This window comes from Citrobacter freundii complex sp. 2024EL-00216 (assembly GCF_043945515.1).
GTDB lineage: Bacteria > Pseudomonadota > Gammaproteobacteria > Enterobacterales > Enterobacteriaceae > Citrobacter > Citrobacter portucalensis.
Genome location: NZ_JBIMRA010000006.1, coordinates 15,592 through 29,533 on the forward strand (window position 1 = coordinate 15,592; position 13,942 = coordinate 29,533).

Genomic DNA, 13,942 nt, shown 5'->3' on the forward strand with positions numbered 1-13,942 from the left:
ACTCTTTATTTATCAGTAGTCAATATGGCGGCTTGCGGGACGGCGGAACCGAAACGGTTGCCTATCAGGAAAGCCAGCAAGCTTATCAGTAACGAGGGCACGATTGGGTGGAAGCCCAGGAACTGAACGTTAAAGGTGGCGAGTAGAGCATAAAGCACGCCGCCGACAATCATCGCGCTCAATGCGCCTGACGCGTTTGCCCGCTCCCAATAGAGGCCCAGCACCAGAGGCCACAGGAAGACGGCTTCCAGCCCGCCAAACGCCAGCAGATTCAGCCAGATAATCATCTCTGGCGGTTTCCAGGCGGCCAGCAACAGTAACGCGCCCAACAGCAGGGTAATCACTGCCGACATGCGTTTCAGCCGGGTTTCGTTTTCCAGCTGTTCCGGGCGAAGGTTTAGGTACAGATCCTTAATGATCGTAGCGGAACTTTGCAGCAATTGGGCATTGATCGTCGACATGATCGCGGCCATAGGTGCGGCGAGGAAAATCCCGGCAGCGACCGGCGGCAGGACTTTGACCATCAGCGTAGGGATTACCAGATCCGGTACAGTCAGGTCAGGGATTACCGCCCGTCCCAGAGCGCCCGCCAGATGCATACCAAACATCAGAATCGCCACCACGATGGTGCCGATGATAATGCCGCGGTGTACCGCTTTACTGTCTTTATAAGAGATACAGCGTACCGCCGTATGCGGCAGGCCAATCACGCCAAAGCATACCAGCACCCAGAATGAGGTCATAAACGTGGGTGACAAAATGTCATCAGCGCCCTGCGGCGAAACCAGTTTAGGATCGATAGTCTGCAGGGTTACCACCGCATTGCTGAGGCCACCGGCAGCATGAACAACGCCGACCAGCAAAACGATAGTACCAATCAGCATCACCATGCCCTGCATGGTGTCGTTCAACACGCTGGCGCGAAAGCCGCCGAACGCCGTGTATAACGCGATGCTGACGCCAAAAATCAGCAGACCGGTTTCGTAGGGGATACCCGCTGCGGTTTCCAGCAAACGTGCGCCGCCAATAAACTGTACGGTCATTGCCCCGACAAACGCGACCAACAGGCTGAGGCTTGCCAGCCATACCAGCAGGCGGCTCTGGTAGCGTGCAAATAGCATATCGTTGAGGGTAACAGCATTATAACGGCGTGCCAGAATGGCGAATTTCTTACCAAGAATCCCCAATGAGAGCCATACGGCGGGCAACTGGATCATCGCTAGCAGCACCCATCCCAGTCCGTATTTGTAAGCGGCACCAGGACCGCCAATAAACGAGCTGGCGCTAATGTAGGTTGCCGTTAGCGTCATCGCTAACACGACGCCGCCCATGGAGCGGCTGCCGAGGAAATATTCATTCAGGAAGGTACCGGTCGATCTCTTGCGCATGGCATAAACTGAGAGACCGAAGACCACCAGAAGATAGGCGACCAGCGGAAAAATAACTTCAAGCTGCATCGTCATCCTCCAACGGAATGTCGCGATAGATAAACTTCACCATCGCCCAGCACAGCACGATAAAAACCAGCGGCGTTAGCAGGCAGGCCATTTCGAACCAGTGCGGTAAGCCGGTAAAACCCAGCGTTGAATCTGGTAAGTAAGCGGCCACTAACCATGTGACCAGATATAAAAGGGTTAGCCACAGCGCCCAGCGCGCCTCTTTATGGGCCTGAACAAAACGAGCGTCCATTTTTTGTCCCTTGTGGATAAAGAAAGCGGGGATTGTACCTTATGGCACGTGCGGGAGGGGAGAAAAACAAAAGGCCGGAATTTCCGGCCTTTTCGGTTAACGCACGCTTACTTTTCCTGAAGTCCGAGTTTTTTCTCCAGGTAGTGGATATTGGTTCCACCGTGCTGGAAGTGCTCGTCATTCATGATACGGATCTGCAGGTCAACGTTGGTTTTGATACCGTCGATGATCAGTTCCTGCAATGCGTTTTTCATACGGGCGATAGCGACGTCGCGGTTTTCGCCATAGCAGATCAGCTTACCGATCATTGAGTCATAGTACGGAGGTACGGTGTAGCCTGCGTAAATATGAGACTCCCAACGCACACCAAAGCCACCCGGTGCGTGGAAACGCGTGATTTTACCCGGGCTTGGCAGGAAGGTGTTCGGGTCTTCGGCGTTGATACGGCATTCTACCGCATGGCCTTTAACCACAACTTCGTCCTGCTTGATGGACAGCGGTTGACCCGCTGCGATGCGCAGCTGCTCTTTGATCAGATCAACGCCGGTGATCATTTCGGTTACCGGGTGTTCAACCTGAATACGGGTGTTCATCTCAATGAAGTAGAATTCGCCGTTTTCGAACAGGAACTCGAAAGTACCCGCCCCGCGATAGCCGATATCAACACACGCTTTGGCGCAACGCTCGCCGATGTAGCGACGCAGTTCCGGGGTAATGCCCGGCGCTGGTGCTTCTTCGACAACTTTCTGGTGACGACGCTGCATGGAGCAGTCACGTTCTGCCAGATAAATCGCGTTACCCTGACCGTCAGCCAGCACCTGAATTTCAATGTGGCGTGGGTTTTCCAGGTATTTCTCCATGTAGACCATGTCGTTATTGAAAGCGGCTTTTGCTTCCGCTTTGGTCATGGAGATGGATTGTGCCAGTTCGGCATCGCTGCGCACGACGCGCATACCGCGACCGCCGCCGCCGCCGGAGGCTTTGATGATAACCGGGTAGCCGATGCGTTTAGCATGAGCGCGGTTAGCGTCCATGTCATCGCCCAGCGGGCCGTCAGAGCCTGGGACTGTCGGTACGCCCGCTTTCTTCATCGCGGTGATTGCAGACACTTTGTCGCCCATCAGGCGGATGGTGTCAGCTTTCGGGCCGATGAAGATAAAGCCAGAACGCTCTACCTGCTCAGCAAAGTTGGCGTTCTCAGAGAGGAAGCCATAGCCCGGGTGAATTGCCACCGCGCCGGTGATTTCAGCGGCGCTGATGATAGCCGGGATGTTCAGATAGCTTTTTACGGACGGAGCCGGGCCGATACAGACCGTCTCATCCGCCAGCAATACGTGTTTTAAATCGCGATCCGCACTTGAATGCACAGCGACAGTCTTGATGCCCAGTTCTTTACAGGCACGAAGAATACGCAGGGCAATCTCGCCGCGGTTGGCGATAACAATTTTATCCAACATGTTCGCCTCGTTATTCGATGACGACCAGCGGCTCGTCAAATTCTACCGGTTGACCACTTTCTACCAGGATCGCTTTAACTACGCCGGATTTGTCGGCTTCGATCTGGTTCATCATTTTCATGGCTTCAACGATGCACAGGGTATCGCCCGCATTCACTTTCTGTCCGATTTCGATGAACGCTTTAGCATCCGGGCTCGGGGTGCGGTAGAACGTACCAACCATTGGGGAGCGTACGATGTGACCACTGATTTCCGCTGCTGCCGGAGCTTCCATACTTGGAGAGGCAGTTTGTGCGACAGCGTTAGACAGAGCTGGTTGCTGCATCACTGGTGCAGCATAAGCCTGTTGCATCATCGGAAAACTTGCAGCTGGCGCTGCACGGCTGATGCGTACAGATTCTTCGCCTTCAGAAATTTCCAGTTCGGAGATGCCTGATTCTTCAACCAGCTCGATCAGTTTTTTAATCTTACGAATATCCATGAGTGGGTTCCGTACTCTTTGTTTAGTGAGATTGTGACAGGCGTTTTACCGCCGTCTGTATAGCATTTTTATAACAGTGAGTGACAAGATGCCACGCATCTCAGGCGCTGCACTGGGTGCTGCTGCCATTAAGTGAGATTGCCAGACTTGTTAGTCATTGTGCGGCTATCTTCTGCCATTTTCGGGTAAAAGACAAAATATACCTTCAATATGCGATTGTCACCCTTTCAGCGCCTTAAAAACGCTACCGGGGATAGCAAAGTCGCACATTATAACTATTTCGTAGCAATTGGCAGCTAAATACTGGTCTTATCAGGGAAGATAATCAACCGTTAACATGTAAAGAAAATCGGATCGTCCGTGTTTTGCAACGCACTGCACATATCGTGAAACTACCGCCACCACTGGCGAAACTTCTTGTAACGGCACGCTAACAGCACCGCAGCGAGCGCTGCATAAATAATCGGTTGAGGGGAGATAATTTTTACCGACCACAGATAATGTATGGGTGCCAGGATCGCCACAAGATAGACGAAGTTATGCAAATACTGCCAGTTTTTACCCAGCTTTCGCTGTGCAGCCTGCGTGGACGTTAAGGTGAGGGCGAATAATATGACCCAACTGACAATGCCCAAGGTTAAATAAGGCCGCGTAATTAATTCCCGCCCTAACAACGACAGATTATTAATGCCCAGTTCCAGTAACGCGTAGCTGGTTAAATGCAGTGTTGCCCAGGCGAAACACCATAGCCCTAACAGACGACGTGTGCGTATCAATAATGGCTGTTTAGCGTAGCGCGCGAGTGGAGAGACCAGCAAGGTTGCCAGCAAGAATTTCAGAGCTGTCCTACCGGTAAAGTGCTGGATATCTTTGACCGGATCGGCGCTCAGACCGCCGTGATATATCGCCCAAAATAGCCAGATAAACGGCAAAAAACCGGCAAGATGCAGGCAAACTTTCAGCCCGGTAATGTGCTTTGCGGTCAGTCGCACTTAAAAATTCTCCTGCAAATTGAGTCCGCGATACAGTGACGCAACCTCTTCGGCATAGCCGTTAAACATCAGCGTGGGCTGACGCTGTACGTCCAGAATACCGCCAGCGCTAATAAAACGCTCTGTGGCCTGGGACCAGCGGGGATGATCGACATGCGGATTCACGTTGGCATAAAACCCGTATTCATTGGGCGCGGCCAGATTCCAGGTTGTCGGAGGGCGTTCGCGTGTGAGTTTGATACTCACGATCGACTTAATGCCTTTAAATCCATATTTCCACGGCACAATTAAGCGAATGGGCGCGCCATTTTGTGGCGGAAGGGCCTTACCATAAACCCCCACGGTAAGCAGTGTGAGTGGGTGCATCGCTTCATCCAGGCGCAACCCTTCTACATAGGGATACTTCAGCCCGCCGCCAATAAAGCGATCTTTTTGTCCTGGCATTTCTTCCGGAGCGTACAGCGTTTCGAACGCGACATACTTCGCATTGCTGGTGGGTTCTACCTGCGCCAACAGTTTATGTAACGGAAAGCCAATCCACGGCACGACCATTGACCAGGCTTCCACGCAGCGCATGCGGTAAATCCGTTGCTCCAGCGGGAAACGGGTGGTCAAGGTATCGTGATCGAGAGTGAGTGGTTTGGCGACCTCACCACTGATTTTTAATGTCCACGGATCGGTTTTCAGGCTACCCGCGTTGGCTGCCGGATCCGCTTTCTCGAGACCGAATTCATAGAAGTTGTTGTAGCCAGAAACTTTATCCGCTGGGGTTAAAGGAAGCGAATTTTGCCAGGCGGCGGGCTTGCTGAAATCAAGCGGCTTTCCCGCGGGCGCGGGCGGGCGGTCATTACCCTTAAACCAACTCAGAAGGTCAGCCTGCGCAGAGTGGGGTAAAGACAACGCGGCTGCGCTGATCCCTAATGCTTTCAGCACATGGCGACGCTGCATAAAAAAAGCCGACTCGTCAGTGACGTCGGCTTCTGTAAATGGACGTAATTTCTTCATAACAGACTCCCGGCTTACGCGTCATAACTGACAGGGGACGCGTAGTTAATATGGCAGGGAGTCTGTAGATGTGCCGCGAAATTTCGTTAATTAAGTGTAAATTTCTGCGCCAGGGTCTGTTACTTCACCTTCACCAGCGTACGGCCTTGCACCTGGTTATTGATGATGGCATCGGCGAACTTCGGCGCATCCGCCAGCGTAATTTCCGTTGCCGCCTGAGCATAGAAAGATTCCGGCAGATCCTTAACCAGACGCGCCCAGGCTTCTGCACGGCGTGTCGGCGGGGTCATCACCGAGTCCACTCCTTGCAAACGAACGTTACGCAGAATGAATGGCATCACCGTGGTTGGCAGAGCGAAACCGCCCGCCAGACCGCAGGCGGCAACGCAGCCGCCGTAGTTCATCTGCGCGAGGACTTTCGCCAGAACTTTGTCGCCAACGGTATCCACCGCGCCAGCCCACAGCTGTTTTTCCAGCGGGCGAGATTCAGCAAATTCATCGCGGCCAAGAACACGATTAGCGCCTAGGCTTTTCAGGTAGTCGTGGGTGCTTTCACGACCCGAAACCGCCGCAACCTGATAACCCAGCTTATGCAGTAACGCAACGGCTGTGCTGCCCACGCCTCCGCTGGCACCAGTGACGACGATCTCACCGTCTTGCGGACGAATTCCTGCATCTTCAAGCGCCATGACGCAAAGCATGGCGGTAAAGCCAGCGGTACCGATGACCATGGCTTTACGTCCATCCAGCCCTTTTGGCAGCGCAACCAGCCAGTCGCCTTTCACGCGTGCGCGTTCTGCCAGTCCACCCCAATGATTTTCACCTACGCCCCAACCGGTCAGTAAAACCTCCTGACCCGCATGAAAACGGGGATCTTCGCTTGCACGCACGGTACCAGCGAAATCGATACCAGGAATCATCGGAAAATTACGAATGATTTTTCCCTTGCCGGTGATAGCCAGGGCGTCTTTATAGTTCAGGCTTGACCAGTGGACATCCACCGTTACATCGCCTTCCGGTAGCTGATTTTCGTCGAGGGGTTGAACGGATGCGAGGGTTTTTCCGTCCTGCTGTTCTAAGATCAAAGCCTGCATAACCTGTCCTCAATTCGTATAGTGGATTGGAAAATTAATAATGAAGACTATACTCGCTAATCAAAACATGATGCCGATTCTGCGCAATAAATTGCCAGATATACCTGATTTGGTAGTATGCCCTCACAGTTTGTATAAATTGGCGGATTTTGCGGTCAGTTTTGCATTTTAGAGTCGATTTATCACTTTCAGGCCTGTTTCATAACTGTCGGAGTTAACACAAGGATGCGATTAACGACGAAATTTTCAGCTTTTGTCACGCTGCTTACTGGGTTAACGATCTTCGTGACTCTGATCGGCTGTTCGCTGAGTTTCTACAACGCTATTCAATATAAGTTCACCACGCGCGTTCATGCGGTCGCGACGGCGATTGATACGCATCTGGTCTCCAGAGATGTCGTTGCGTTAACCCCGCAAATCGATGAACTGATGGTTTCTGTTGATATCGTGCGCATCGAACTGTTGCAGGGCGGAAATGTGGTGTATGACCACTCACGGACCAGCAGCTACCGACCGGCAGGGACAAACAATCTCTACCGCGAGATTACCGTACCGTTGGTCAAGCATCCGGGTATGTCATTGCGTCTGGTTTATCAGGATCCGATGGGTAACTATTTCCATTCGCTACTGACCACCGCACCGCTCACGATAGCCATTGCTTTCATTATTCTGATGCTCTTTTTGTCTGTGCGCTGGCTTCAGCGTCAGCTTTCGGGTCAGGAGCTGCTGGAGATCCGTTCTACGCGTATTCTGAACGGCGAACGTGGACCGAACGTGCGGGGAACGGTCTATGAATGGCCTGCGCGTACCAGCAGTGCGCTCGATATGCTGCTGACTGAAATTCAAAATGCCCGCGAGCAACGCAGCCGCCTGGATACGCTGATTCGTTCCTATGTCGCGCAGGATACAAAAACCGGGCTAAGCAACCGCTTGTTCTTTGATAACCAACTGGCCACGCTGCTGGAAGATCAGGAAAAAGTAGGCTCGCATGGCGTTGTGATGATGGTGCGCCTGCCGGACTTTACGCTGCTGCGTGATAGCTGGGGAATCACCCTCGCGGAAGAACAAATCTCGACGCTGATCAATTTGTTGTCGACTTTTATGACGCGCTATCCGGGCGCGTTGCTGGCGCGCTACCACCGTAGCGATTTTGCTATCCTGCTGCCGCACCGTACGCTGAAAGAGGCGGAAAGTATCGCCGGGCAATTATTAAAAGCGGTAGATGCACTTCCGGCTAATAAAATGATCGATCGTGCCGATATGGTTCATATTGGCATTTGCGTTTGCCGCAGCGGTCAGTCGCCGGAGCAAGTGATGGATCATGCTGAAGCCGCCACCCGGAATTCGGTATTGCAGGGAGGAAATAGCTGGTCGGTCTATGATGACTCGCTGCCGGAAAAAGGTCGGGGCAATGTACGCTGGCGAACGCTGATCGAACAGATGCTCAGCCGGGGCGGGCCAAGAATTTATCAAAAGCCTGCGGTAACGCGCGAAGGCCGGGTGCACCATCGGGAGTTGATGTGCCGTATTTTTGATGGCAACGAAGAGGTCATTTCGGCGGAATATATGCCGATGGTCCTGCAATTTGGCCTGGCTGAAGAGTATGACCGTTTGCAGATAAGCCGTCTGATCCTGCTTTTGGGCTACTGGCCGCAGGAAAATCTGGCGATGCAGACAACGGTTGAATCGCTTATTCGTCCACGTTTTCAGCGCTGGCTGCGTGATACGCTGATGCAGTGCGAAAAATCATTACGCAAACGCATAATTATTGAACTTGCTGAGGCAGATGTCTGTCAACATATCAGCCGGTTACAGCCTGTCATCAGATTGATGAATGCGCTGGGCGTGCGTATTGCCGTGACGCAGGCGGGGTTAACGCTGGTGAGCACCAGTTGGATCAAAGAGCTTAACGTTGAGTTATTGAAGCTTCATCCAAGTCTGGTGAGGAACATTGATAAGCGAACGGAAAATCAGCTTCTGGTTCAAAGCCTGGTGGAGGCCTGTTCGGAAACACCCACGCAGGTTTACGCCACGGGCGTACGTTCGCGTAGTGAGTGGCATACGCTGACAGAACGCGGAGTTGCGGGTGGGCAAGGGGATTTTTTTGCCGCATCACAACCACTTGACACTAACGTGAAAAAATATTCGCAAAGATACTCGGTTTAACCTGCCGTTTAATTTGTTTTCACGTAGAATAACGCGCGCTGTGCCTTCTGGGGGTGTGCTTGCCTGCTCGCCAGGTTGTAACAGCAAACATGCAGGTGAATGACCTTTGACAGGTTGCAAACAAAAGCGAGGAGTGCTGCTGATTTATTCAGCCCTGATGGACTCAGGCCGGTTTTGTAACAAAGGAAACGAACTGCACTAATTTTCACCGTAGCAGATGATTTTTGCGCCTTGTCGCTGCTGCGTGTGGTTGGTAAAGTAAGCGGATTTTGTTTTCCGCCCCAGCTTTCAGGATTATCCCTTAGTATGTTGAAAAAATTTCGTGGCATGTTTTCCAATGACCTGTCCATTGACCTGGGTACCGCGAATACCCTTATTTATGTAAAAGGACAAGGCATCGTATTGAATGAGCCTTCTGTTGTGGCCATTCGTCAGGATCGTGCCGGTTCGCCGAAAAGCGTGGCTGCAGTAGGTCATGATGCGAAGCAGATGCTGGGTCGTACGCCGGGCAATATCGCTGCAATTCGCCCAATGAAAGACGGCGTTATCGCTGACTTCTTCGTGACTGAAAAAATGCTCCAGCACTTTATTAAGCAAGTGCACAGCAATAGCTTCATGCGCCCAAGCCCGCGCGTACTGGTGTGTGTACCGGTTGGAGCAACTCAGGTTGAACGCCGTGCGATCCGTGAATCCGCTCAGGGCGCAGGTGCTCGTGAAGTCTTCCTGATCGAAGAGCCGATGGCGGCCGCGATCGGTGCGGGTCTGCCAGTTTCTGAAGCAACCGGTTCAATGGTTGTGGATATCGGTGGTGGTACCACTGAAGTTGCCGTTATCTCCCTGAACGGCGTGGTTTACTCCTCTTCTGTCCGTATTGGCGGCGACCGCTTCGATGAAGCCATCATTAATTATGTTCGTCGTAACTACGGTTCTCTGATCGGTGAAGCGACCGCAGAACGTATTAAACACGAGATCGGTTCCGCTTATCCGGGCGACGAAGTGCGCGAAATCGAAGTTCGCGGTCGTAACCTGGCTGAAGGCGTTCCGCGCGGCTTTACCCTGAACTCTAACGAGATTCTGGAAGCTCTGCAGGAACCACTGACCGGTATCGTGAGCGCAGTAATGGTTGCACTGGAACAGTGCCCGCCGGAACTGGCGTCTGATATCTCCGAACGCGGTATGGTGCTGACCGGTGGCGGTGCGCTGCTGCGTAACCTTGACCGTCTGTTAATGGAAGAAACCGGTATTCCAGTTGTTGTTGCTGAAGACCCGCTGACCTGCGTGGCGCGCGGCGGCGGCAAGGCGCTGGAAATGATCGACATGCACGGCGGCGACCTGTTCAGCGAAGAGTAATCGGATGCAGGTTGGGTAGCCCCCGCGGGTTGCCCTTCCGCTCTGATACGAGAATACGCATAGACTATGAAGCCAATTTTTAGCCGTGGCCCGTCGCTACAGATTCGCCTTATTCTGGCGGTGCTGGTGGCGCTCGGCGTTATTATTGCCGACAGCCGCCTGGGTACGTTTAGTCAAATCCGAACGTACATGGATACCGCCGTCAGTCCTTTCTACTTTATCTCAAATGGTCCTCGTGAATTACTCGACGGCGTGTCGCAAACGCTGGCTTCGCGTGACCAACTCGAACTTGAAAACCGGGCGTTGCGTCAGGAACTGCTGCTGAAAAACAGCGAACTGCTGATGCTGGGGCAATACAAACAGGAGAACGCGCGTTTGCGTGAGCTGCTGGGATCGCCATTGCGTCAGGACGAACAAAAGATGGTGACGCAGGTCATCTCAACGGTTAATGACCCTTACAGCGATCAGGTTGTGATCGACAAAGGGAGCGTTAACGGCGTCTACGAAGGCCAGCCGGTTATTAGCGACAAAGGCGTAGTAGGTCAGGTCGTGGCGGTGGCTAAATTGACCAGCCGCGTGCTACTGATTTGCGATGCGACGCATGCGCTGCCCATTCAGGTACTGCGTAACGATATCCGCGTGATCGCTGCGGGTAACGGCTGCACCGACGATCTTCAGCTCGAACACCTGCCGGCTAACACCGACATTCGCGTTGGCGATGTGCTGGTCACCTCGGGTCTGGGTGGACGTTTCCCTGAAGGTTATCCGGTTGCTGTTGTTTCTTCCGTTAAGCTGGACACTCAGCGCGCTTATACCGTGATTCAGGCTCGCCCGACTGCGGGTCTGCAGCGTCTGCGCTATCTGCTGCTGTTGTGGGGTGCCGATCGTAATGGCGCAAACCCGATGACGCCGGAAGAAGTACACCGCGTTGCTAATGAACGACTGATGCAAATGATGCCGCAAGTTCTGCCTGCACCAGATACCATGGGACCGCCTGCGCCAATACCAGCACCTGCAACAGGCGTGGCTCCAGCGCCCGCAGATACCACGCCGCCACAACCTGCTCCGCGTAAGCCGGGAGGACAGTAAGTGGCAAGCTATCGTAGCCAGGGACGTTGGGTGATTTGGCTCTCGTTCCTTATTGCACTGTTGCTGCAAGTCATGCCCTGGCCGGATGACATTCTGGTTTTCCGGCCAAACTGGGTGCTGCTCATCTTGTTGTATTGGATCCTGGCACTGCCGCATCGCGTAAATGTGGGCACGGGATTTGTGGTGGGTGCCATACTGGATCTCATCAGCGGCTCCACGCTTGGCGTGCGCGCATTGTCGATGAGTATCATTGCTTATCTGGTCGCGTTGAAATTCCAGCTATTCCGAAACCTCGCGCTCTGGCAACAGGCGCTGGTGGTCATGTTGTTATCACTGGTCGTGGATATTATTGTTTTCTGGGCCGAGTTTTTAGTGATCAACGTCTCTTTCAGACCTGAAGTGTTCTGGAGTAGTGTAGTGAATGGTGTGCTTTGGCCATGGCTATTCTTACTGATGCGTAAAGTCCGTCAGCAGTTTGCGGTGCAATAAGGTTGATATGAATACTCTGTATCTTGCTTCAGGTTCTCCACGTCGTCAGGAGTTGCTCGCTCAGCTTGGTGTTACGTTTGAACGACTGGTCCCTGGGATTGAAGAACAGCGTCACCCGCAGGAAAGCGCGCAGCAGTACGTTTCCCGTCTGGCGCGCGAAAAAGCGCAGGCTGGCGTAGTGCTGGCACAGCGCGATTTGCCGGTATTGGGTGCGGATACCATCGTTATCCTTAATGGCGAAGTGTTGGAAAAACCGCACGACGCCGACCATGCCGCAGCAATGCTGCGCAAACTGTCGGGCAAAACGCATCAAGTTATGACGGCCGTGGCACTGGCCGATCGCCAGCACAGTCTGGACTGCCTGGTTGTGACGGAAGTGACGTTCAGAGCACTAACCGATGAGGACATCGCGGGCTATGTTGCCAGCGGTGAACCAATGGATAAAGCAGGTGCATACGGTATTCAAGGGTTGGGTGGCTGTTTTGTCAGGAAGATAAATGGCAGCTATCACGCCGTAGTCGGCTTACCGCTGGTAGAAACGTATGAGTTGCTGACCAATTTTAACGCACTGCGTGAGAAAAGGGATAAACATGACGGCTGAATTGTTGGTAAACGTAACGCCATCGGAAACTCGGGTGGCTTACATCGATGGTGGTATTCTGCAGGAAATTCATATTGAACGTGAGGCGCGACGCGGAATCGTAGGCAATATCTACAAAGGTCGTGTAAGTCGTGTACTTCCGGGTATGCAGGCGGCTTTTGTAGATATTGGACTGGATAAAGCCGCATTTCTTCACGCTTCTGACATCATGCCGCACACCGAATGCGTGGCGGGTGAAGAACAAAAACAGTTCACCGTACGCGACATTTCTGAACTGGTGCGCCAGGGTCAGGATCTGATGGTGCAGGTGGTAAAAGATCCGTTGGGAACTAAAGGCGCACGCCTGACGACGGACATCACGCTACCTTCCCGTTATCTCGTCTTTATGCCGGGTGCTTCGCACGTTGGCGTATCCCAACGTATCGAAAGCGAAACCGAACGCGAACGCCTGAAAAAAGTGGTGGCGGATTACTGCGATGAGCAGGGCGGCTTCATCATTCGTACGGCGGCGGAAGGCGTATGCGAAGAGGATCTGGCCTCGGATGCTGCCTACCTGAAGCGCGTCTGGACGAAAGTCATGGAGCGTAAAAAGCGCCCGCAAACGCGCTACCAGATGTACGGTGAGTTGGCACTGGCACAGCGCGTGTTGCGTGACTTTGCCGATGCGCAGCTTGACCGCATCCGCGTCGACTCCCGTCTGACCTATGAGGCGTTACTGGAATTTACGGCGGAATATATCCCCGAGATGACCAGCAAGCTGGAACATTACAGCGGGCGACAGCCTATTTTTGATCTCTTTGACGTTGAGAATGAAATCCAGCGCGCGCTGGAACGCAAAGTTGAGCTGAAGTCCGGCGGTTATCTGATCATCGATCAAACCGAAGCGATGACCACCGTGGATATCAACACCGGAGCGTTTGTTGGGCATCGTAATCTCGACGACACTATCTTTAATACTAATATTGAAGCAACGCAGGCCATTGCTCGTCAGCTGCGTCTGCGTAACCTCGGCGGCATTATCATTATCGATTTTATCGACATGAATAATGAAGATCACCGTCGCCGGGTGCTGCACTCCCTGGAGCAGGCTCTGAGCAAGGATCGCGTAAAAACCAGCATTAACGGTTTTTCACAGCTGGGCCTGGTGGAGATGACGCGCAAACGCACACGTGAAAGCGTGGAACATGTACTGTGCAACGAGTGTCCGACCTGCCATGGGCGTGGTACGGTGAAAACGGTGGAAACCGTATGCTATGAAATCATGCGCGAAATCGTGCGCGTACACCATGCATATGACTCCGATCGTTTCCTGGTTTATGCCTCTCCGGCAGTGGCTGAAACCCTGAAAGGTGAAGAGTCACATGCGCTGGCGGAAGTTGAGATCTTTGTCGGCAAACAGGTCAAAGTACAAATCGAACCGCTGTATAACCAGGAGCAGTTCGACGTCGTCATGATGTAAATCGTGTAGTGGCACCCGCGCATGTAGGCCGGATAAGGCGCAAGCGCCGTTATCCGGCAATATTCACTCA

At 53.0% G+C, this 13,942-nt stretch carries 13 protein-coding genes; 6 read left to right on the plus strand and 7 right to left on the minus strand.

What is annotated here, in order from left to right:
• Window positions 1-5 precede the first annotated feature (5 nt).
• The 7 genes from panF to ACHHZ7_RS09370 all read right to left on the minus strand — a co-directional run bounded on the left by panF (window position 6) and on the right by ACHHZ7_RS09370 (window position 6,718).
• Window positions 6-1,457: a sodium/pantothenate symporter gene (gene panF, locus ACHHZ7_RS09340; RefSeq protein ID WP_020996361.1), complete on the minus strand. Its 1,452-nt coding sequence runs from the start codon at window positions 1,455-1,457 to the stop codon at window positions 6-8.
• Window positions 1,447-1,689 (minus strand): YhdT family protein, encoded by a 243-nt coding sequence (locus ACHHZ7_RS09345; RefSeq protein WP_003828839.1) that lies wholly within the window; start codon window positions 1,687-1,689, stop codon window positions 1,447-1,449. The genes panF and ACHHZ7_RS09345 overlap by 11 nt, the downstream gene beginning before the upstream one ends.
• 107 nt (window positions 1,690-1,796) lie before the next feature.
• A complete protein-coding gene (accC, locus tag ACHHZ7_RS09350; RefSeq protein WP_003828838.1) occupies window positions 1,797-3,146 on the minus strand; it encodes an acetyl-CoA carboxylase biotin carboxylase subunit in 1,350 nt (449 codons plus the stop codon).
• A 10-nt stretch (window positions 3,147-3,156) separates the two neighbouring features.
• Complete coding sequence (gene accB / locus ACHHZ7_RS09355; protein WP_003025210.1) at window positions 3,157-3,627, minus strand: acetyl-CoA carboxylase biotin carboxyl carrier protein; 471 nt, start codon at window positions 3,625-3,627, stop codon at window positions 3,157-3,159.
• A 392-nt stretch (window positions 3,628-4,019) separates the two neighbouring features.
• Entirely contained in the window at window positions 4,020-4,619 is a 600-nt protein-coding gene (gene msrQ, locus ACHHZ7_RS09360; protein ID WP_060683118.1) for a protein-methionine-sulfoxide reductase heme-binding subunit MsrQ, read from the minus strand.
• Window positions 4,620-5,624: a protein-methionine-sulfoxide reductase catalytic subunit MsrP gene (gene msrP, locus ACHHZ7_RS09365; protein WP_060683119.1), complete on the minus strand. Its 1,005-nt coding sequence runs from the start codon at window positions 5,622-5,624 to the stop codon at window positions 4,620-4,622.
• A gap of 119 nt (window positions 5,625-5,743) precedes the next feature.
• Window positions 5,744-6,718 (minus strand): MDR family oxidoreductase, encoded by a 975-nt coding sequence (locus ACHHZ7_RS09370; RefSeq protein WP_060683120.1) that lies wholly within the window; start codon window positions 6,716-6,718, stop codon window positions 5,744-5,746.
• Between the two features lie 225 nt (window positions 6,719-6,943).
• Between ACHHZ7_RS09370 and csrD the strand changes: the two genes are divergently transcribed.
• The 6 genes from csrD to rng all read left to right on the plus strand — a co-directional run bounded on the left by csrD (window position 6,944) and on the right by rng (window position 13,872).
• Window positions 6,944-8,884, plus strand: coding sequence for an RNase E specificity factor CsrD (gene csrD / locus ACHHZ7_RS09375; RefSeq protein ID WP_060683121.1), 1,941 nt, complete (start codon window positions 6,944-6,946; stop codon window positions 8,882-8,884).
• Window positions 8,885-9,190: 306 nt separating this feature from the next.
• Window positions 9,191-10,234, plus strand: a complete 1,044-nt coding sequence (gene mreB / locus ACHHZ7_RS09380) for a rod shape-determining protein MreB (RefSeq protein WP_000913396.1) — start codon at window positions 9,191-9,193, stop codon at window positions 10,232-10,234.
• A gap of 66 nt (window positions 10,235-10,300) precedes the next feature.
• A complete protein-coding gene (mreC, locus tag ACHHZ7_RS09385) occupies window positions 10,301-11,323 on the plus strand; it encodes a rod shape-determining protein MreC (RefSeq protein ID WP_008785960.1) in 1,023 nt (340 codons plus the stop codon).
• Window positions 11,324-11,812, plus strand: coding sequence for a rod shape-determining protein MreD (mreD, locus tag ACHHZ7_RS09390; RefSeq protein ID WP_003025196.1), 489 nt, complete (start codon window positions 11,324-11,326; stop codon window positions 11,810-11,812).
• Between the two features lie 7 nt (window positions 11,813-11,819).
• Window positions 11,820-12,413, plus strand: coding sequence for a nucleoside triphosphate pyrophosphatase (locus ACHHZ7_RS09395; RefSeq protein ID WP_057067977.1), 594 nt, complete (start codon window positions 11,820-11,822; stop codon window positions 12,411-12,413).
• Window positions 12,403-13,872, plus strand: a complete 1,470-nt coding sequence (rng, locus tag ACHHZ7_RS09400) for a ribonuclease G (protein ID WP_003025190.1) — start codon at window positions 12,403-12,405, stop codon at window positions 13,870-13,872. Before ACHHZ7_RS09395 ends, rng begins: the two co-directional genes overlap by 11 nt.
• Window positions 13,873-13,942 lie beyond the last annotated feature (70 nt).

Excerpts from the sequence above, each read along its gene's own strand:
- panF (WP_020996361.1), bottom strand. The coding sequence starts at position 1,457 with ATGCAGCTTGAAGTTATTTTTCCGCTGGTCGCCTATCTTCTGGTGGTC.
- ACHHZ7_RS09345 (WP_003828839.1), bottom strand. The coding sequence starts at position 1,689 with ATGGACGCTCGTTTTGTTCAGGCCCATAAAGAGGCGCGCTGGGCGCTG.
- accC (WP_003828838.1), bottom strand. The coding sequence starts at position 3,146 with ATGTTGGATAAAATTGTTATCGCCAACCGCGGCGAGATTGCCCTGCGT.
- accB (WP_003025210.1), bottom strand. The coding sequence starts at position 3,627 with ATGGATATTCGTAAGATTAAAAAACTGATCGAGCTGGTTGAAGAATCA.
- msrP (WP_060683119.1), bottom strand. The coding sequence starts at position 5,624 with ATGAAGAAATTACGTCCATTTACAGAAGCCGACGTCACTGACGAGTCG.
- ACHHZ7_RS09370 (WP_060683120.1), bottom strand. The coding sequence starts at position 6,718 with ATGCAGGCTTTGATCTTAGAACAGCAGGACGGAAAAACCCTCGCATCC.
- csrD (WP_060683121.1), top strand. The coding sequence starts at position 6,944 with ATGCGATTAACGACGAAATTTTCAGCTTTTGTCACGCTGCTTACTGGG.
- mreB (WP_000913396.1), top strand. The coding sequence starts at position 9,191 with ATGTTGAAAAAATTTCGTGGCATGTTTTCCAATGACCTGTCCATTGAC.
- mreC (WP_008785960.1), top strand. The coding sequence starts at position 10,301 with ATGAAGCCAATTTTTAGCCGTGGCCCGTCGCTACAGATTCGCCTTATT.
- ACHHZ7_RS09395 (WP_057067977.1), top strand. The coding sequence starts at position 11,820 with ATGAATACTCTGTATCTTGCTTCAGGTTCTCCACGTCGTCAGGAGTTG.
- rng (WP_003025190.1), top strand. The coding sequence starts at position 12,403 with ATGACGGCTGAATTGTTGGTAAACGTAACGCCATCGGAAACTCGGGTG.